The sequence below is a fragment of the Cupriavidus sp. IK-TO18 genome, from assembly GCF_015549295.1.
GTDB classification, from domain to species: domain Bacteria; phylum Pseudomonadota; class Gammaproteobacteria; order Burkholderiales; family Burkholderiaceae; genus Cupriavidus; species Cupriavidus oxalaticus_A.
In genome coordinates this window covers 1-19583 of record NZ_JADGMP010000028.1, presented here as the reverse complement: position 1 = coordinate 19583, position 19583 = coordinate 1, and the positions used below count along the sequence as shown (strand labels likewise).

Sequence of the window (19583 nt, the reverse complement as noted above, 5' to 3'; positions counted from 1 at the left end):
TCGGGGTAGTTCTGGTACCCGCCGCCCGCATCGATCACGCCGGTCACGCCCAGCCGGTTGACCTCGCGCATGAAATGGCGCGTCGAGTTCTTCTGGTATTCGGGCGGCAGCTTGGGGCCCTTGGCCAGCGTCGCGTACAGGATGGTGGCGTTCGGCTTGGCCAGCAGCAGGCCCGTGGGATTGCCGCGCGCGTCGCGCACGATCTCGCCGCCCGGCGGGTTGGGCGTGTCCTTGGTGTAGCCGACCGCGCGCAGCGCCGCGCCGTTGAGGATGGCGCGATCGTACAGGTGCAGGATGAATACCGGGGTATCGGGTGCCACCGCGTTCAGTTCGTCGATGGTCGGCAGCCGCTTCTCGGCGAACTGGTGCTCGGTGAAGCCGCCGACCACGCGCACCCATTGCGGTGCCGGCGTGCGCGCGACCTGGTCCCTGAGCATGCGCATGGCATCGGCCAGCGAGCGCACGCCGTCCCAGCGCAGCTCCATGTTGTAGTTCAGGCCGCCGCGGATGATGTGCATGTGGCTGTCGATCAGCCCGGGAATGCCGCGCCGGCCGTTCAGGTCCACGACCTGCGTCTGCGCGCCGGCCAGCTTCATGATGTCCTGGCGCGTGCCGACGGCGACGAAGCGCCCGTCGCGGATGGCCACGGCGTCCGCCTGCGGGTTGGCCTTGTCGAGCGTGGTGAACTTGCCGTTGACGAGGATGAGGCTGGGTGCGGCGCTGGGTTGCATGCCGAAGATCTCCGGGGAAACGGCCGCGCCGAGCGCGGCCGCGGTGCCAATGAATTGCCGGCGCGTGAATGACATCGAACTCAGCCCTTCAGGAAGGCGAGCAGGTCGGCATTGACCTGGTCGGCATTGGTCACGCACATGCCGTGCGAGGCGCCGGGGTAGACCTTGAGCGTCGCGCCCTTGACCAGGTCGGCGGCGCGCCGGGCCGAGGCGTCGATCGGCACGATCTGGTCGTCGTCGCCATGCAGGATCAGCGTGGGCACGTCGATCTTCTTCAGGTCCTCGGTGTAGTCGACCTCCGAGAATTCGCGGATGCATGCGTACTGCCCGACGATGCCACCGGCCATGCCCTGCGCCCAGAAGGCATCGATGGTGCCCTGCGAGACCCTGGCGCCGGTGCGGTTGAAGCCGAAGAACGGCACCGCCAGGTCCTGGTAGAACTGCGAGCGGTTCTCGGCCACGCCCTTGCGGATGCCGTCGAACACGTCCAGCGGCAGCCCGCCCGGGTTGGCGTCGGTCTGCAGCATCAGCGGCGGCACCGCGCCGATCAGCACCGCCTTGGCCACGCGTCTGGTGCCGTGGCGGCCGATGTAGTGCGCCACCTCGCCGCCGCCGGTTGAGTGCCCGACCAGCACCGCGTCGCGCAGGTCCAGCGCCTCGATCAGCGCGGCGAGGTCGTCCGCGTAGGTGTCCATGTCGTTGCCCTGCGCGGGCTGGTCCGAGCGGCCGTGGCCGCGGCGGTCATGGGCGATCACGCGGAAGCCCTGGCGCGCGAGAAACAGCATCTGCGCGTCCCATGCATCGGCATGCAGCGGCCAGCCATGCGAGAACACGACCGGCTGGCCCGCGCCCCAGTCCTTGTAGAAGATGCGGGTACCGTCCTGGGTGGTGATGGTTTTCATCGATCAGGCCCTCCTGGAAGCAGGAAGTGGAAGAAGGCACCCTGGCGGTGCCTGGCAGGTTGGCTTGCGCGCCGCCGTAGCGGGCGCGCGCAAGCCGCGGTCATTGCGGGATGCCGGGATCAGCGCGCCGGCACCGGCGCCACCGACTCGTGCGGCGTGGCGGTGCGCTGCGGCGCCTTGTGCACCATCGTGTAAGCGTAGTCGACGCCCATGCCATAGGCGCCGGAATGTTCCTTGACCAGTTTCATCACGGCGTCATACGTGTCGCGGTGGGCCCAGTCGCGCTGCCATTCCAGCAGCACCTGCTGCCAGGTCACCGGCACCGCGCCGGCCTGGACCATGCGCTGCATGGCATAGTCGTGCGCTTCCTTGCTGGTGCCGCCGGAGGCATCGGCCACCATGTAGATCTCGTAGTTGCCTTCCAGCATCGCGCACAGCGCGAAGGTGGTGTTGCAGACCTCGGTCCACAGGCCGGCGACGATCACCTTGTTGCGGCCGTTGGCCTTGAGCGCGTCGCGCACCTTCTTGTCGTCCCACGAGTTCATCGAGGTACGCTCCAGCGTCTTCTGCCCGGGGAATACGTCGAGCAGCTCGGGATAGGTGAAACCGGAGAACGATTCGCTTTCGACCGTGGTGATGGTGGTCGGGATATTGAAGATCTTGGCGGCCTTGGCCAGGCCGACGACGTTGTTCTTCATGGCCTGCCGGTCCATCGACTGCACCCCGAAGGCCATCTGCGGCTGGTGGTCGATGATGATCAGCTGGCTGTTTTGCGGGGTCAGGACTTCGAGCTTTGGGTTGGACATGGTGTCGATCCTCGGGACAGGGGTTTGAGCGCAGGCGCAGGCCGACGGCGGCCGCCGGCATGCGGAACGGCAAGGCACGGCAGCGCGGCCCGGATAAGAAGACTAGACGGCAGGCGCAGGAATCGCCATTGCATGATGGTATTAATCGGTCCGGCGACGCTTGCACCGGAAGCGGGGCGAGCAATTCGGCGCCGGCGCGCGCCTGACTAATACAATGGTATTAGTGACGTGCACTTCTCCCGTGCTGGCATGACGGTCATTGCCGATGGCGGCCTGCTGGTTATAATCCGCTGCTCGTGCGCCCCCGCACGCGCGCCCTGGAGAGCAGACCGTGACATCCCCAAGCCTGGAGCCTGCCGACGACAGTGCCTGCGATGACGCGACCGTACTGGTCGTCGACGACGATGCCGGCGTGCGCCATGCGCTCGGCAACCTGTTCCGCTCGGTCGGCCTGAGCGCGGTGCTGTTCGAGTCCGCCGCCGAGCTGCTGGCCTTTCCGTTGCCCGATACCCCATGCTGCCTGGTGCTCGACGTCAGGCTGCGCGGCCCCAGCGGCCTGGACCTGCAGGGCCGGCTGGCGCGCATGGGCGTGCCGCTGCCGATCATTTTCATGACGGGCTACGGCGACATCGCCATGAGCGTGGCCGCGATGAAGGCCGGCGCCGTGGACTTTATTCCCAAGCCGTACCGCGACCAGGACCTGCTCGACGCGGTGAGCGCCGCGCTGGCCAGGGACCGCCTGCGCCGCAAAGGCGCGCGCAAGGCCGACGAACTGCGCGCCAGCTACGAGACCCTTTCGCCACGCGAGGCCGAGGTCATGGGCCTGGCGGTGTCCGGCCTGCTGAACAAGCAGATCGCGGCCGAAATCGGCATCAGCGAGGTGACGGTCAAGATCCATCGCGGGCAGGCCATGCGCAAGATGAAGGCGCGCACCTTTGCCGAGCTGGTGCTGATGGCACAGCAGCTGGGCCTCTGCCAGGCCGGCCAGTGACGGGTAAGCCGGCGCCACCGGCGCTGCAAGTCCCGGCGCGCCTGGTAGGGCGCGCCCGCGAGATGGCGCTGCTGGCCGATGCGCTGGGACGCGTGTGCCTGAGCGGCAAGTCCGAGCTTGTGCTGGTCGCCGGCGGTGCCGGCACCGGCAAGTCCGCGCTGGCCAATGCCTTCTCGCGCCAGGCCGCGGCGCAGACCGGCGCCCGCATTGCCGCCGGCAAGAGCGACCAGCTCCAGCTCGATATTCCGTATGCGCCGGTGGCGCAGGCCATCCTCGGGCTTACGCTTGGCTTGCTGGATGCGCCGCCGGCCACGCTGGCGCCGCAGCGCGAGCGCTGGCTGGGCATGCTGGCGGGCCAGGGCCGGGTGGTGGCCGAACTGGTGCCGGAGGCCGAACAGGTGCTGGGCCGCACGGCGCCGCTGGCCAACGTGCCGGCACAGCAGGCGCAGGCCCGCGCACTCGGGGCACTGCTGGCCACCTTTTCCGCCTTTGCCGCGCCGGGCCAGCCGCTGGTACTGTTCTTCGACGACCTGCAGTGGGCCGACGCGTTCACCGTCGCGCTGCTGGAAGCCTTCACGGTGCAGCGTCCGGGCGGCATCCTGCTGATCGCCGCGTACCGGGACCACGGCCAGGACGTCGAGCAACGCTTCTCGTGGCTGCTGCATGCCAATCGCGGCGGCGCGCTGGCGGTCACGCGCATCCCCGTCAGGCCGCTGGCGCCCGCTGACCTGGCCGAGCTGGTCGGCGCCGCGCTCGACGAGCCGCCCGCGCGTATCGCGGCGCTGGCGCACGCCGTGCACGACCGGACCGCGGGCAACCCGTTCTTTTCCTACCAGTTGCTGCGCACGCTGGTCGACGACGGCGTACTGACCAGGCAGGCCTGCGGCACCGGCTGGGACTGGCATGCCGCCGAGGTCGACGACCAGCATTACACCGGCAACGTCGTCGACCTGATGATCCGGCGTTTTGCCAGGCTGCCCCGCGCCGGTACCGGACTGCTGCAGCAGCTGGCCTGCGTCGGGCTGCGCGCCGACGCCGGCCTGCTCGCCCGCGTGGCCGGCGTCAGCGCCGCACAGCTGGCCAGCCAGCTGCAGCCGTTCGTCGAGGCCGGCTTGCTGGTGCAGGCGCCGTGCGGCTACGCGTTCCAGCACGACCGCATACTGGAATCCGCGTATTCGATGATCGAGCCGCATGCGCGCCCCGCCGAGCACGCGCGCATCGCGCGGATCATGATTGAGCACTGGCGCGGCCAGCTGGCGGACCATGCGTTCGAGATCTGCAACCAGATCGAGCGCGTAGCCGTCCGGGCCAGCCAGGCGTTGCCGATGCCGCAGCGGGTGGCCTTCGTCGAGGTGCTGCTGGTGGCGGGGCGGCGCGCCTGGCGCTCGGGCGCGATCGGGCAGGCGCTGCACTACATGGACACGGCCCAGGCGCTGATGCAGCCGGACTGGTGGGAAGCGCACTATGGCCTGGCCTACGCCGCCAACCTGCTGCGTTGCGAATGCCTGCTGGCGCAGGCCCGGCTCGATGCCGCGTCGGAGGGCATCGATGCACTGCTCGCTCGCGCGCATGACGCGCTCGACCAGGCCGCCGTGTACCGCCTGCGCGCCAGCCTGCAGACCGTGCGCTCGGACTACGAAGGCGCGATCAATGCGGCCTTGTCTGGCCTGGCGCTGCTCGATGTACACCTGGAGCGCGCGCCGTCGTCGCAGCGCATGCGCGACGCTTACGACGCCGTGCGCGCCGCGCTCGGCACGCGCCCGATCGCCACCCTGGCGTCGCTGCCCGCCACCGATGACCCGCGCATCCATGCCGTGATGGGGCTGCTGTCCACGCTGATTTCTTCGCTGTTCGTGCGCGATGGCATCAGCTTCCTGCATGTGGCCAAGATGGTCGAGCTGACCCTCGACCATGGCGCCACGCCGGAGTCTCCGTACGGCCTGTCATGGTTCGGCGTGTTTATCGCCAGCCTGTACGAGGCGTACGAGGACGGGCTCGCATACGGGCAGGCGGCGATGGCGCTGATCGACCACCATGGCTATGAAGCGGGACGCATCGCGACGCTGGTCGCCGTGGACCAGGTCAGCGCCTGGACGCGTCCGCTGTCGTATGCGCTGAGCCACGCGCAGCAAGCCGTGACGCTCGGGCGCGCCTCCGGCGACATCGGCATGGCCTGCTATGCCTGCAACCATATCGCGTCCGACCTGCTGGTCATGGGGGAGCACCTGTGCCTGGTGGCGGAAGAGATCGCGCGCGGCCTGGCGCTGACGCGCCAGGTCCAGTACCGGGACATCGAGCTGATTTTGCATTCGCAGCTGCATTTCGTGCAGCGGCTGCGTGTTGGCGACGAAGGTGGCGACGAACGCGGCGACGAACGTGGCGAGGGCGGCGAAGGTGTCGAAAGCAGCAGCTGGCAGGAGGACGCCGCACACTGCGGCACCGCCGCGCAGCGGCTGGCACGCAGCAACTCGTTGCCGACCCGCTTCTGGATCTACCTGTACGACGGCATGGCCGCGGTGTTCCTCGGTCAGTTTGCGCAGGCGGTGCACAGCCTGCGCCAGGCCGAGACACTGATCTGGTCCGCGCCCGCGCATATCAATGTGGCCGACTGCCGCCTGTTCCTCGGCATTGCGCTGGCGCACGCGCAGGCACCGCAGGCGGCCGCCGACATTGCGGCACACCGCGCCTGCTTCGCGCGCTGGGCAGCGCTCAATCCGCTGACGTTCCGCAACAAGCTGCTGCTGGTCGATGCCGCGCTGGCCCAGGCGGATGGCGATCCGCTGCGCGCGCTGGCCTGCTACGAGCAGTCGGCCGAGGCGGCAGCTGCAGCGGGCTTCGTGCATGAGCAGGCGCTGGCGCATGAACTGGCCGGCATGCTGTGCGCCCGGCACGACCTGCATACGGCGGCCCGGCAGCACCTGGCGCTGGCGCGCGCGTGCTACCAGCGCTGGGGCGCCGAACACAAGGCGACGCTGCTGGCCGCGCAGTATCCGCAGCTCGGCGCACCCGTGGCCGACGGCACGCCGGCACCGCCGGCCGCCAGCTGGGAACTCGGCCGGCAGGCGGCGCGTGCGTTGTCCAGCGAGATCGTGATGGATCGGCTGGTCGAGAGCCTGCTGAGCACCGTGATCCTGCACGCGGGCGCCCGCTACGGGCTGCTGGTGCTGATGCGGGATGACGAGCCGATGATCGAGGCCTCGGGCCGGGTGCTCGACGACAGGGTGACGGTGGCACTTGGCTCGGCGCCGCCTACCGAGCACGCGCTGCCGCTGGCGGTGCTCAACAGCGTGCTGCGCACGCGCCAGACGCTGGTGCTAGCCGACGCCATGGTCGACGCACCGTCGATCCGCACCAGGGCCGCCATCGACAGCGGCGTGCGCTCGGTGCTGTGCCTGCCGCTGGTGCGTGGACAAAGCCTGATCGGCGCGGTCTACCTGGAGAACAACAACGCTCCGGGCGTGTTCGGCGCGAACCATGTCGCCGAACTGGAGATGCTGGCGCCGCAGGTCGCGATCTCGCTGGAAACGGCGCGGCTGTACGAGCAGCTGATCGGCGAGAACAACCGCCGCGTGGCCGCCGAGATCGGCCTGCGCGATGCGCGCGCCGAGCTGGCCCGCACCTCGCACCTGACCGTGATGGGAACGCTGGCGGCATCGATCGGCCATGAAGTCAACCAGCCGCTGACAGCCATTGTCGCCACCGCCGATGCCAGCGTGCGCTGGCTGAAGCGGCCGCAGCCGGAGTTCGGAGAGGCGCTGGAGGGCCTTGCCTTTATCCGCCAGCATGCGCTGCGCGCCGCCGACATCGTGCGTGCGCTGCGCGCGCTGGCGCGGCAGGCGCCGGCGGTGCTCGCGCCGCTTTCTCCGGACGAGGTACTGCGCGAGGTGCTGGAGATGGTGCGGCCCGATCTGGACGCGCACCACGTCAGGGCCGTGACCCGGCTGACTGCCGGCGCCACGCAGGTGGAAGCGGACCGCGTACAGCTCCAGCAGGTGGTGCTCAACCTGGTCACCAACGCGCTCGACGCCATGGCCGGCACGCCGGTCGAGCAGCGCGAGCTGCTGGTGGCTTCGTACCGCGAGCAGGAGGCCCAGGAGATGGTGGTGGTCAGCGTGCAGGATCACGGGACCGGCATTGCCGAAGATGTGCTGCCGCGCGTCTTCGATGCCTTCTTCACCACCAAGGACGACGGCATGGGGATGGGGCTTGCGATCTGCCGCTCGATCGTCGAGGCGCACGGCGGTACGCTGGTGGCCAGGCGCCGCCGCAGTGGCGGCAGCGAGTTCATGTTCCGGCTGCCGGTGTTCCTCTCTCCGGCACCGGCTGCGGCGCACGACCCCTGACGGGCTTGCGCGGTGCATATGCTTCAGGTCTTCGGGGCCGATGCCACCAAGATGCCGAATACTGTCTGGATAATAAGGTACGTGCGGCAAAGCGGGAACATCCCGATATCTCACGCGCAAAACCCCCGCTTATAATCCCTGGTACCGTATCTTCGAAAAACCGGTCCGCCCATCCGCGCACCGGACCGCTCATGCTCACGGACCAGTCGGAAGCCAGGCAGACCCGCCGTTATGTCGAAAAGCGCGAAGGCATCCTCGATGCCGCCGCGGCGCTGTTCAACCGCAAGGGCGTGCGCGGCACGACGCTGTCGGACGTCGGCCAGCTGGTGGGGTTGAACACCAACAGCATCACGTACTACTTCCGCAAGAAGGAAGACTTGGTGCTGGCCTGCCTGATGCGCACCATCGAGGAAATGCGCGGCCTGGCCGGCGCGGCTGCGCAGCACGGCAGCGCCGGCGAGCGCGTCGCCGCCTTTATCGCGCTGTTCGTCGCGCGGCTGGCGCGCACCGCGGCGGGGGAGCGGCCGGAGCTGATGAGTTTCCGTGAGATCCGCGCGCTGCCGGCCAGCCATGCCGACGTGGCGTTCTCCGCCTACAACGACATGTTCCGGCAGATCCGCGGGCTGCTGCGCGATGCCACGCCCGCCGACCCGGCACAGCGCAGCGCGCTGAGCGCGCGGGCCCACCTGCTACTGTCACTGACCAGCGGCGCGATGAGCTGGATCGAACGCTACGAACCGGCGGACTACCCCAAGGTCGCGCAGACGCTGGCGGACATCGTGCTCAATGGCATTGCCGCGCCCGGCACCGCGTGGCAGCCGGAGCTGGATGCCGAAGCGCTGCTGCCGACGCTGGGACAGCCGGAAACAACGCAGCAGGCGTTCCTGCGCGCCGCCACCGAGCTGCTGAACGAGCAGGGCTACCGTGGCGCCTCGGCGGACCGGATCTCGGCGCGGCTGAACCTGACCAAGGGCGCGTTCTACCACCACAACGAGAACAAGGACGACCTCATCTCCGCATGCTTCGACCGCATGTCGGCGGTGATCCGCGATACCCAGACGCTGGTCGACGAGATGCCCGGCACCGGCTGGGACAAGCTGTGCGCGGTGTCGCGCGCGCTGGTGCATTACCAGTTCTCCAGCCAGGGACCGCTGCTGCGGCTGACCATCTACGGCGCGCTGCCGGAAGAGATGCGCATCGCCAAGATGCAGGACATGGCGCGTCTGTCCACGCGCTTTGTCCGCTTCCTGGTGCAGGGCATGCAGGACGGCTCGATCCGGCCGCTGGACCAGTCGATCGCCGCGCTGCAGGTGCATGGCATGATCAACGCCGCGGTCGAGCTGCGCCGCTGGGTCCGCGACGCGACCGCCGACAACGCCGCCGATCTGTTCGTGCGGCCCATGATGATGGGCCTGCTGCGCTGAACTGAGCTGAACCGGCGCGGCAGCGCCCGGGGGGTTTGCCGCGAGATGTCAGTCGTACAGGTGGCAGGCCACCATCTGGCCGTCGCCCTGGTCGCGCAGCACCGGGTCGGCGCTGCGGCACTGGGGCATGGCCGAAGGGCAGCGCGTATGGAAGCGGCAGCCCGAAGGCGGATGCATCGGGCTGGGGACTTCGCCCTGCAGCACGATGCGCTGGCGCTGGCGTTCAGCGCGCACGTCGGCCACCGGCACCGCCGACAGCAGCGCGCGCGTGTACGGGTGGCGCGGCTCCGCGTAGAGCTGGTGCCGGCTGGCGATCTCGACGATGCGGCCGAGGTACATCACCGCGATGCGGTCGCTGATATGGCGCACCACCGCCAGGTCGTGGGCGATGAACAGGTAGGACAGGCCCAGGCTGCGCTGCAGCGCCATGAACACATTGACCACCTGCGCCTGGATCGACACGTCCAGCGCCGACACCGGCTCGTCGCAGACGATCAGGCTCGGTTTCAGCGCCAGTGCGCGGGCGATGCCGATGCGCTGCCGCTGGCCGCCCGAGAATTCGTGCGGATAGCGGTCGGCCATGTAGGGCAGCAGGCCGACCATGTCGAGCAGCTCGGCCACGCGCGCCTGCAGCGCGGCACGATCGCCGGCCAGGCCGTGGACGTGCAGCGGCTCGGCGATGATGTCGCGCACCTTCATGCGCGGGTTCAGCGACGCGAACGGGTCCTGGTAGACCATCTGCACGCTGCGGCGGAAGCGCTTTTCGCGCGCGCCGCTGAAGCCGGCCAGGTCTTCGCCATCGAAGGCGATCCGGCCCGCGCTGGCGGGCAGCATCTTCATGATGGCCAGCCCGGTGGTGGACTTGCCGCAGCCGCTTTCACCCACCAGCCCCAGCGTCTCGCCGCGGCGCAGCGTGAACGAGACGCCATCGACCGCCTTGACCGAGCCGACCTGCCGCTTGAGCAGCACACCGCGCGTCACGGGGAAATGGACCTTCAGGTCTTCGACCTGGAGGATCGGGTCGCCGGCCTGGGGCGGCTGACGACTGGCCGGCGCCTCGGCGCCTGCGCTGCCATGCGTGCGATCCGTGCGCTCAGGCGGCGCGACGCTGCGCGCCAGGGGCGTGTCAATGGGCGTCATGGAGGAAGCAAGCCTTGAGGTGTTGGTCGGAAGTCCGCCCAGGAATCGCGCGCAGCTCGGGCGGCGCCTGGCGGCACTGTTCCTGCGCCAGCCGGCAGCGCGGCAGGAAGGCGCAGCCCGGGCCCAGCGCGGTCAGGTCGGGCGGCTGGCCGTCGATCGGCACCAGCGGCTGGCTGGTGTCGCCATCCAGGCGCGGCACGCATGCCATCAGGCCGCGCGTGTAGGGATGCGCGGGATGGCGGTACAGTTCGTCCGCGGTCGCCGTCTCCACCAGCCGCCCGCCGTACATCACCGCGACGCGGTCGGCATAGCGCGCCACCACGCCAAGGTCGTGCGTGATCAGGATCAGCGCCGTGCCGGCCTGCTGCGCCAGCCCCTTGAGCAGATCCAGGATCTGCGCCTGCACGGTGACGTCGAGCGCGGTGGTCGGCTCGTCGGCGATGATCAGCTTCGGCTTGCAGGCCAGCGCCATCGCGATCATCGCGCGCTGCCGCATGCCGCCCGAGAACTGGTGCGGATAGGCGTGGACGCGGCTGCGCGGCTCCGGGATATGCACCTGCGCCAGCAATTCCGCGGCCTCTTCGTAGGCATCGCCCCAGGCGCGGCCCTGGTGCACGCGGATCGGCTCGGCGATCTGCTTGCCCACCGTCAGCGCCGGGTTCATCGACGACATCGGCTCCTGGAACACCATCGCGATGCGGTTGCCGCGAATGGCGCGCATGGCCGCCGGCTTGAGCCTGAGCAGATCCTGTCCCTCGAAACGGATCTCTCCGGATTCGATGACGCCGGGCGGCTGCGGGATCAGGCCGAGGATCGACAGCGCGGTCACGCTCTTGCCCGAACCCGACTCGCCGACGATCGCCAGCGTCTCGCCGGCGGCCACGTCGAACGAGACCCGGTCCACCGCGGTGACCACGCCGCGGTCGGTGCGGAAGCGCGTGGTCAGGTTCTTCACCTGCAGGATTGGCTCTGCCATGGTTGCGTCCCGGTTGTCGGTGGGAAGATCAGAAGCCGAGCTTCTTCTTCATCTCCTGGTCGATCCAGGCGCGCGCATAAATGGGCCCATTGCGCACCGCGCCGGCGCGCAGCTCGCCGTCGTAGTTCTTGACCCACGGCCACCACGCGGTGAACAGGTAGGGCGTCGGCAGCCAGATATACGGCGCTTCGGCCAGGATGTCGCGCGTCATGGCACGCAGCGCTTCCTGGCGCTTGCCCAGGTCGCGCATCTGGAAGGCCTGGTTGACGCGGGCATCGAACCTGGGGTCGTTCCACTGCGAGGCGTTCCACACCTGTCCGGCGACGAAGCTCTTGCGGATCGTCGTGGTCGGGTTGGTATGGCCGTTGCTCATCATGTAGCCCGGCGCATTGGTCTTGGTGGTCATCGCCGACAGGAAGGCGCCATACTCCATCGGCTGGATCTCGATGCGCACGCCTACCTGCTCCAGGTACGCTGCGATCAGCGGCAGCATTTCCATATGGTCCTGGCTGCAGGCGCAGACCTGCACCTTGAACTTGAAGCCCTTCGGGTAGCCGGCCTCGGCCAGCAGCTTCTTCGCCTTCTCCGGGTTGTAAGTGAACAGCTCCTTGACCGATTCCGGCATCGCGCTCAGCGGCTCGAAATAGCCGGTGTAGTCCGGGTGCTGCGGATAGGCGAACAACTCGGCATTGCCGCCGTAGTACTGCTTGACGATCTCCTGCTTGTTCACCGCCATGTTCAGCGCGCGGCGCACGCGGATATCGTTGAACGGCCTGGTGTCGACGCGCAGGGCCAGGTACTGCCCGGTGTAGGACAGCCAGCGGGACCACTTGAGTTGCGGCGCGCTCTTCTTCAGTTCATCGACGGCGGTCCAGCGCACCATTTCCAGCACGTCGAGCTTGCCGGTGCGCAGCATGGTGTTGCGGGTGGCCTCGTCCTTGACGGTGCGCAGCACCACCTTGTCGGCAAAGGGCAGCTTGTAGTCCTTGCCGCCGATCTTTTCGGTGTCCCAGTACTGCGCGTTTTTCGCATACGTGCTGGAATTGCCCTGCACGAACTGGGTCAGCGTGAACGGGCCGGAGCCGGTGACGTTCTTCCAGTTCGCGGCGCCCGCGGTGGCAACCTCCTTGGGCATGATGCCGGAGTAGTAGCCCCAGCCGAAGCGGTAGTCCCATTCCGCATTGAATTCCTTGAAGCGGAACACGACCGTATGCTTGTCGACGGCCTCGACCTTGCTCAGGTGGTCGAAGTAGGTGGGAATCTTCTTGGCGCTGGCGTTCTGGCGGCTGTAGCTGAACACCACGTCTTCTGCCGTCAGCTCGCGCTCTTCCATCACGCCAGGCTTGGCCGGGAAGCGTACGTTCTTGCGCAGCTTGACCTCGAGCGTAAGCGGGTCGGTCCATTTCCAGCTTTCGGCGAGTTCGCCGCGGATGGCATCCTCGGGCAGCCAGGCGTCGGCCTGGAAGGCGTACTTGCCGCCGTTGCGGCGGGCCTTGGACAGGTCGGCGGCGAAGAGCTGCTCGTAGACCTGGCCGGTGTCGTAGTTCTGCTTCCAGTTCCAGTCGCCCAGGTCCCACGACAATGCCGAGATGGTGGGGTAGACCGAGCCGACTTCAATGGTGCCGCCATATTTCGGCGCTTCCGCCTGCGCGGCCGCCGTGCCGCAGGCGAAGGCCGCGGCCATTGCCGTCGCCACCGCCACCAGGGAAGCCCCCCTCGTCATCCTGTCGTCCGTCTTCACGCTGCGCACCATCGTCTGCTCCTTTGGGGATCATGATGTGCCGGCTCGTCATGCCGGCCGCTCGTCAATCTGCTGTTCTCAGCGGCTGCCCCGCATGCGCGGGTCGAGCAGGTCGCGCAGCGCATCGCCATACACGTTGATCGCATAGACGACGATCGTCAGGCAGGCGCCCGGCGCCAGCGCCAGCCACGGGCCCTGGAACATAAAGGTGCGGCCGTCGCCCGACAGCATGCCGCCCCAGGTCGGGGCCGGCGGCGGCACGCCGAGGCCGAGGAAGGACAGGCCCGACTCCGCCAGGATCGCGGAGCCCACGCGCGTGGTGAACAGCACGATCACCGGCGGCAGCACGTTGGGCAGGATGTGGCGCCACAGGATGCGGCCCGTCGACGCCCCCATCGACTGCGCCGCATGCACGTACATGTTCTCGCGCACCGACACCACCGCGCTGCGCACGATGCGCGAGCCGCCGATGCCGAGCAGCAGGCCCAGCGTGCAGACGATCTGCCAGCTGCCCGGGCCCAGCACCGACACCACCACGATCAGGATCACCAGGTCGGGAAAGCTCATCCAGGCATCGACCATGCGCTGCACCACCAGGTCGAACTTGCCGCCCAGGTAGCCGGTCAGGATGCCCAGCGCGAGCGAGATCGCCGTGGCCAGCGTTGCCGCCGAGAGCCCTATCACTACCGACAGCCGGGCGCCGTACAGGCAGCGCGAGAACATGTCGCGGCCGAGATTGTCGGTGCCGAACGGATGCGCCCACGAGGGCGGCTGCAGCCGCGCCATCATGTTGATCTCGTTCATGCCATATGGCGCCAGCAGGTCGGCGAACACGCCGCAGAACAGGAACACCGCGCAGATCACCGCGCCGGCGGCGCCCAGGGGCTTGTCGCGGAACAGCCGCCGCAGCAGCGCGAAGCGAGGCTGGCGTTGCCGGCCGGAGCGGGGCAGGGCGCCAGGCAGGGTGGCGGAAGCGGCGTGCGGATCGACGGTCGGGGGTGCCATCAGCGGTGCCTCACTTTGGGGTCGAACAGGCCATAGCTCAGGTCGACGAGCAGGTTGATCAGCATCACCGCGACGCCGACCACGAGGAAGATGCCGGTGATCAGCGGATAGTCGCGCTGGTGCACGGCATCGAGCAGCAGCAAGCCCATGCCCGGCACCACGAAGATCTGCTCGATCACCACCGCGCCGCCGATCAGCAGCGGCGCCTGCAGGCCGACCAGCGTCACCACCGGGATCAGCGCATTGCGCAGCGCATGCCGCAGGATCACCAGCGGCTCGTTCAGGCCCTTGGCCCACGCGGTGCGGATATAGTCCTGGCGCAGCACCTCCAGCATCATGGTGCGCGTCATGCGCATAGTGATCGCCGACAGCGCCATGCCGAGCACGATGGCCGGCACCAGCATCTGCCTGACATGCTGCACCGGGTCCTCCAGGAAGGGGACGTAGCGCACTTCGGGCGACCAGCCCCACCAGACCGACGGGAACACCATCACCATCGTGCCCAGCCAGAAGCTGGGCACTGCCAGCATCAGGATCGAGAAGGAACGCGCCACATAGTCCGCCGCGGTGTCCTGGCGGATCGCCGACAGCACGCCGATCGGCAGCGCCACCGTCAGCGCCACGGCCAGTGCCAGCACACCCAGCGAGAAGGTCGCGGGAATGCGCGCCATCACCATCCTCAGCACCGGCTCGCCTTGCCACAGCGACTGCCCCAGGTCGCCATGCAGCACGATATTGCCGACCCAGTGCAGGTACTGCTCCCACATCGGGCGGTCGAGGCCGAGCGCATTGACCAGGTCTTCGCGGGTGCGCGTATCGGCGCTGATGTCGTTCTGGCTCAGCATCAGGTCGACCACGTCGCCCGGCACCAGCCGCACGATGGCGAACACGATGATGCTGGCGAAGACCAGCGTCGGCAGCAGCGCCAGCAGGCGGCGCATGAGATAGGCGCTCATGGCCGGCCTCCGTGCGGCTGCCTGTAACGTGCCCCGCCGTCAGCCGTTGCGGCTGCTGGTGGGAACGCGGGGAATGCGGGTGCCCAGGGACTTGCCGACATGCTGCCTCCTTGCTGGCGGTCGGTCCGGTGCGGGCGCGTGGCGCCGCAACCGGGGCGTCCGTTGCCGCCTCGGTGTTGCGTGATGTCCTGCAGGCCCCTGCGGATGGGGCCGAATCTCTCAGCCTCAGTAGCCGCTCAGTAGCCGCGCAGCGTGGCCCAGCGGTCGAGCTGCCAGTTCGCGTCGCCCAGCCATTCCTGCGCGGTGCGGGCGCGCTTCATGAAGAAGCCGATCTCGAATTCGTCGGTCATGCCGATGCCGCCGTGCATCTGCACGCCTTCCTGCACCGCCAGCGTGGCGGTATCGCCGGCCTTGGCCTTGGCCACGCAGACCAGCGGCTCGGGACCGTCGGCGTTGCCTTCGTCGAGCCGCTGCTGGCAACGCAGCACCGCGGCGCGCGCCAGTTCGATCTCGGCAAAGAGATGCGCGGCGCGGTGCTGCAGCGCCTGGAATTCGCCGATGGCCTTGCCGAACTGCCTGCGTTCCTTCAGGTACGCCAGCGTGCGCGCGAACGAGGAATCGGCGATGCCGAGCAGTTCCGACGACAGCACCGCGCGGGCGATGTCCAGCACGCGCTCCAGCATTTGCGCCCCGGTACCCTCGTCGCCCAGCAGGGCGTCGGCCGGCACCCGCGCGGCGTCGAAGACGATGCGCGCGGCATTGGTGGCATCGGCCAGCACGGACCGTTCCACCTGTACGCCGGCGTGGTCGCGCGGGACCAGGAACAGCGAGACGCCGTCGCTCGCCCCGGCGGCGCCCGTGCGCGCGGCGACCACCAGCGTATCGGCCACATGGCCATCGACCACGAAGACCTTGCTGCCATCAAGCACATAGCCGTCCGCGTCGCGCCGCGCCTGCGTGGCGATGCGCTCGGGCCGGTGCCGGGCGGTTTCATCCAGCGCCAAAGCCATCAGGTGCCGCCCCGCGGCGAGCGCCGGCAGCAGCGCGCTGCGCTGGCTGTCGTTGCCATACAGGCCGACCAGCGATGCGCCAAGCACGGCGGTGGACAGGAAGGGCAGCGGCGCGAGCGTGGTGCCGATCGCTTCCGCGATCACGCCGGCCTCGACCGCGCCGAGACCGCTGCCGCCGTAGGCCTCGTCGATCATTACCCCGGCAAAGCCCAGCGCGGCGCAGCGCTGCCACAGCTCGCGCGAGAAGCCGACGGGGTCGCGGGTGTCGCGCAGCTTGCGCAGCGCGGAGATCGGGGCGTTCTCTTGCAGGAACGTCATGGCGCTGTCGCGCAGCATCTCCTGCGTGTCGGTCAATACGATGGGCATGGCGGCGTCTGGCAGATGTTGGGTCGTGGAGGATGGCGCGGCGGCTCAGGCGCCGGGCAGGCCGAGCAGGCGCTTGGCGACGATATTGAGCTGGACCTCGCTGGTGCCGCCCTCGATCGAATTCGCCTTGGTGCGCAGCCATGCCCGCGCCAGCGCGCCTTCCTGGCTGCGCGGGCCTTCCCATTCGAGTGCATCGGTGCCGCCGACCGACATCAGCAGCTCGTAGCGCCGCTTGTTCAGTTCCGCGCCGTAGTACTTCAGCACGGACGAGAACGCGGCCATGCCTTCGCCTTGCCGCGCCAGGTCGCGGGCGCGCTCGCCGGCCGCGGCGAAGGCGGCCTCGTCGACCTCGAAGCGGGCGATCTGCGCGCGCAGCACCGGGTCGTCGAGCCGGTGGCGCTCGTCCACGCCAATTGCCTTGGCGGCATGGCGCCCCAGCGGCTGGCGGAAGCCGCGGCTGCCGATCGCGCTGATCATCTCGCGCTCATGCGTCAGCAGGTACTTGGCGATGGCCCAGCCACCGTTGAGCTCGCCGACCAGCTGGTGGCGCGGCACCTTGACGTCGTCGAAGAAGGTCTCGCAGAAGGGCGACTTGCCGGAGATCAGCACGATCGGGCGGGTCGAGACGCCCGGCGACGCCATGTCGAACAGCAGGAAGCTGATGCCGGTGTGCTTCTGCGCCGCGAAATCGGTGCGCACCAGGCAGAAGATCCAGTCGGCCTTGTCGGCATACGAGGTCCAGATCTTCTGGCCGTTGACCACAAAATGGTCGCCGTGCTCTTCGGCGCGCGTCTGCAGCGCGGCCAGGTCGGAGCCGGCGTTGGGTTCGGAATAGCCCTGGCACCAGCGGATTTCGCCGCGCGCAATCCTGGGCAGGTGTTCGCGCTTCTGCGCCTCGGTGCCGTATTTCAGCAGCGCGGGCCCGAGCATGGAGATGCCGAAGCTCTGCAGCGGCACGCGGCAGTGCAGCCGCTGCATCTCGGCGCGCAGCACCCGTGCCTCGGCCGCGCTCAATCCGGCGCCGCCATACTCGCGCGGCCATTCCGGCACGGTCCAGCCCTGTTCAGCCATCCGCTGCAGCCACAGCCGCTGCGCCTCGGACTGGTAGCGGAACTTGTGGCCGCCCCAGCAGATGTCGTCCTCGTCCTGCATCGGCAGGCGCATCTCAGGGGGGCAATTGGCCTCCAGCCAGGCGTGTGCCTGCTGCCGGAACGTTTCCAGTGCGTCCAAGCTCGTCTCCTTGTTGTGCGCCTGTGGGCCCGTGTCCTGCGCTGTTGCCTGGCGGCCGGCAGAATCAGGGGCACTGCAACAGCAGTCTTGGTTTTCGAAAAACGTCGACAGCTACGCAGCGGCAGGAACTTTTATACAAGCGGCTTCTGGCATCGTCAATACTCCAAAACCTAAAATGGACGGCAGAGCGCTGTCATCAGGAAATGGAGGGAAGAGCCACGATGGGACTGGAAGCAGCCACGGCAAAGGCATTGCCGCGCTAATGCGGTGCAGCAAACGTGCGTGATATGCGGAATTTTCATGGCATGTATGGCCAAAATCGCGGGACTCGTGCCGCTTTGCGACCGCCTTGGAAGGGCTCGCCTCCCCGCTTTCGATGCCAGCTCGCCGCCTCGATTCCCTAGTTTCGAAACTGCTCAATGTCGCCACGCTCGAAAAACGAACGCTTGTGCTAGTATTTATCGAAGCCATACCAAAAACACGAAAAACATCCGGCATCGACCATTGGGCCGGACCCACAGCGGGAGACAACGTGACAACGCAGGCCGGCATGAGCGGCGCGCTGCTGGGCGAAGCCGCGGAGGCGGAGCAACAGCGCGCCGAACAGCATTTCCGCGACCATGTCGACCGCCACCTGCCGCGCAACGCGAAGGCGTTCCTGATCCATGGGATGCTTGGCATGACCGGTTTCCGGCTGGTGACCGCGCCCACCTTCGTGCCCGCTTATCTGTACCTGCTGTCGGGTTCGAAACTCACCGTCGGCCTCGTGCTCGCGGCCCAGTATGCCGGCATGGCAGCCTCGTCGATCTGGGGCGCGACGCTGATCGAGCATCGCCAGCGCGTGATGCCGCTGATCTACCTGGTGGGCTGGCTGGTGCGCGGCCAGATCCTGGGGCTGGGGCTGTCGGCGCTGCTGCTGAGCGGGCGCGGCGCGCTGGTGGCCGCGGCGGCTTTCCTGCTGCTGTTCGGGCTGCTCAACGGCGTGCAGAACGTCAGCTTCAACTACCTGACCTCCAAGATCATCCCGCTGGCACGGCGCGGGCGGCTGACTGCGCTGCGCAATTTCTTCGGCGGCCTCACCGCGGCGGCGGTGGCGTGGATGGGCGGGCGCTACCTGGTCGGCAACGATGTGTTCGGCAACGGCTATGCCGCCACCTTCCTGGCCGCCTTCGTGCTGACCAGCCTGGGGATCTCGGCGCTGGCGGGCATGCGCGAGCCGGCGCTGCACGACGTGCGCGTGCGCGCGGGCTTCGGCCGGCGCGTGCGTGAGTTGCCGGCGCTGCTGGCAGCCGACCGGGATTTCGTGCGCTTTTTCCTGGCGCGGGCACTGGTGGCACTGGGCATGATGGCGATGCCGTTCTATGCGATCTACGCCGGCCGGCTGCTGGGGCTGGATGGCGCCACGCTCGGGTACCTGAGCCTGGCCTACCTGCTGGCGCAGACGGGCAGCAATCTCGCCTGGGGCCGCGTCGCTGACAGGCATGGCTACCGGGTGGTGTTCCTGGCCAGTATCGCCACGTGGGTCGCCGCCACGGCGTGGCTGCTGGGGTGCGCCACGCTGCCGGGCTTCCTGCTGGCGTTCTGCGGCCTGGGCGCGGGCTTCGGCGGCTTCTTTATCTCGGCGGACAACCTGGTGATGGAGTTCGGGGCGCGCAAGGACCGGCCGATGCTGCTCGCCGTTTCCGACACGGCCACGTTCAGCATGATGGCCGTCGGTCCGGTGATCGGCGGGCTGCTGGCCCAGTCGGTGCACTTCCCGCTGGTCTTCGCCGTGGCCATCGCGGTCAAGCTGGCCGCCTTTGTGCTGGCACTTCGCATTGCCGATCCGCGGTCGCGCCGGAACCGGCCGGACCGCGCCGACGACATGGCCGGGCTGCGTGACTGAGGCATTGCCGGCCGATTCCCCTGTCCCCTTTCCCTGTCCCCTTTCCCTGTCCCCTTTCCCTGTCCCCTTTCCCTGTC

Annotated in this window: 14 protein-coding genes; 4 read left to right on the top strand and 10 right to left on the bottom strand. The window is 68.5% G+C overall.

What is annotated here, in order from left to right; genetic code table 11:
• The 3 genes from IPF36_RS20485 to IPF36_RS20475 all read right to left on the bottom strand — a co-directional run.
• Positions 1-731, bottom strand: a 731-nt coding sequence (locus IPF36_RS20485) for an amidohydrolase family protein (RefSeq protein WP_195429883.1), incomplete at its 3' end; no start/stop codon positions are given.
• Positions 732-811: 80 nt separating this feature from the next.
• Entirely contained in the window at positions 812-1633 is an 822-nt protein-coding gene (locus tag IPF36_RS20480) for an alpha/beta fold hydrolase (RefSeq protein ID WP_135702694.1), read from the bottom strand.
• 119 nt (positions 1634-1752) lie between these two features.
• The gene (locus tag IPF36_RS20475) at positions 1753-2439 is read right to left on the bottom strand and encodes a hydrolase (protein ID WP_195429881.1); all 687 of its coding nucleotides are present in this window, start codon (positions 2437-2439) and stop codon (positions 1753-1755) included.
• Positions 2440-2770: 331 nt separating this feature from the next.
• Between IPF36_RS20475 and IPF36_RS20470 the strand changes: the two genes are divergently transcribed.
• From IPF36_RS20470 to IPF36_RS20460, 3 genes are all read left to right on the top strand, one after another.
• On the top strand, positions 2771-3430 hold the full coding sequence (locus IPF36_RS20470) for a response regulator transcription factor (protein WP_195429879.1): 660 nt from the start codon (positions 2771-2773) through the stop codon (positions 3428-3430).
• On the top strand, positions 3427-7773 hold the full coding sequence (locus IPF36_RS20465) for an AAA family ATPase (protein ID WP_368671179.1): 4347 nt from the start codon (positions 3427-3429) through the stop codon (positions 7771-7773). Before IPF36_RS20470 ends, IPF36_RS20465 begins: the two co-directional genes overlap by 4 nt.
• Before the next feature lie 191 nt (positions 7774-7964).
• Positions 7965-9197, top strand: a complete 1233-nt coding sequence (locus IPF36_RS20460; RefSeq protein WP_133094675.1) for a TetR/AcrR family transcriptional regulator — start codon at positions 7965-7967, stop codon at positions 9195-9197.
• A 48-nt stretch (positions 9198-9245) separates the two neighbouring features.
• Here IPF36_RS20460 and IPF36_RS20455 read toward each other — a convergent pair whose 3' ends face one another.
• The 7 genes from IPF36_RS20455 to IPF36_RS20425 form a co-directional block, all read right to left on the bottom strand.
• Entirely contained in the window at positions 9246-10337 is a 1092-nt protein-coding gene (locus IPF36_RS20455) for an ABC transporter ATP-binding protein (RefSeq protein WP_195429876.1), read from the bottom strand.
• Positions 10324-11313 carry an ABC transporter ATP-binding protein gene (locus tag IPF36_RS20450; protein ID WP_195429874.1) on the bottom strand — a complete coding sequence of 330 codons (990 nt, stop codon included), beginning with the start codon at positions 11311-11313 and terminating at the stop codon, positions 10324-10326. Before IPF36_RS20450 ends, IPF36_RS20455 begins: the two co-directional genes overlap by 14 nt.
• Before the next feature lie 28 nt (positions 11314-11341).
• Positions 11342-12997 (bottom strand): ABC transporter substrate-binding protein, encoded by a 1656-nt coding sequence (locus IPF36_RS20445; RefSeq protein WP_135703939.1) that lies wholly within the window; start codon positions 12995-12997, stop codon positions 11342-11344.
• 135 nt (positions 12998-13132) lie between these two features.
• A complete protein-coding gene (locus IPF36_RS20440; protein WP_195429872.1) occupies positions 13133-14059 on the bottom strand; it encodes an ABC transporter permease in 927 nt (308 codons plus the stop codon).
• A complete protein-coding gene (locus tag IPF36_RS20435; protein ID WP_195429870.1) occupies positions 14059-15015 on the bottom strand; it encodes an ABC transporter permease in 957 nt (318 codons plus the stop codon). The genes IPF36_RS20440 and IPF36_RS20435 overlap by 1 nt, the downstream gene beginning before the upstream one ends.
• A 236-nt stretch (positions 15016-15251) precedes the next feature.
• On the bottom strand, positions 15252-16391 hold the full coding sequence (locus IPF36_RS20430) for an acyl-CoA dehydrogenase family protein (protein WP_195429868.1): 1140 nt from the start codon (positions 16389-16391) through the stop codon (positions 15252-15254).
• Between the two features lie 45 nt (positions 16392-16436).
• On the bottom strand, positions 16437-17621 hold the full coding sequence (locus IPF36_RS20425) for an acyl-CoA dehydrogenase family protein (protein WP_195429857.1): 1185 nt from the start codon (positions 17619-17621) through the stop codon (positions 16437-16439).
• A gap of 532 nt (positions 17622-18153) precedes the next feature.
• Here IPF36_RS20425 and IPF36_RS20420 point away from each other — a divergent pair.
• A complete protein-coding gene (locus IPF36_RS20420) occupies positions 18154-19506 on the top strand; it encodes an MFS transporter (protein WP_368671178.1) in 1353 nt (450 codons plus the stop codon).
• Positions 19507-19583 lie beyond the last annotated feature (77 nt).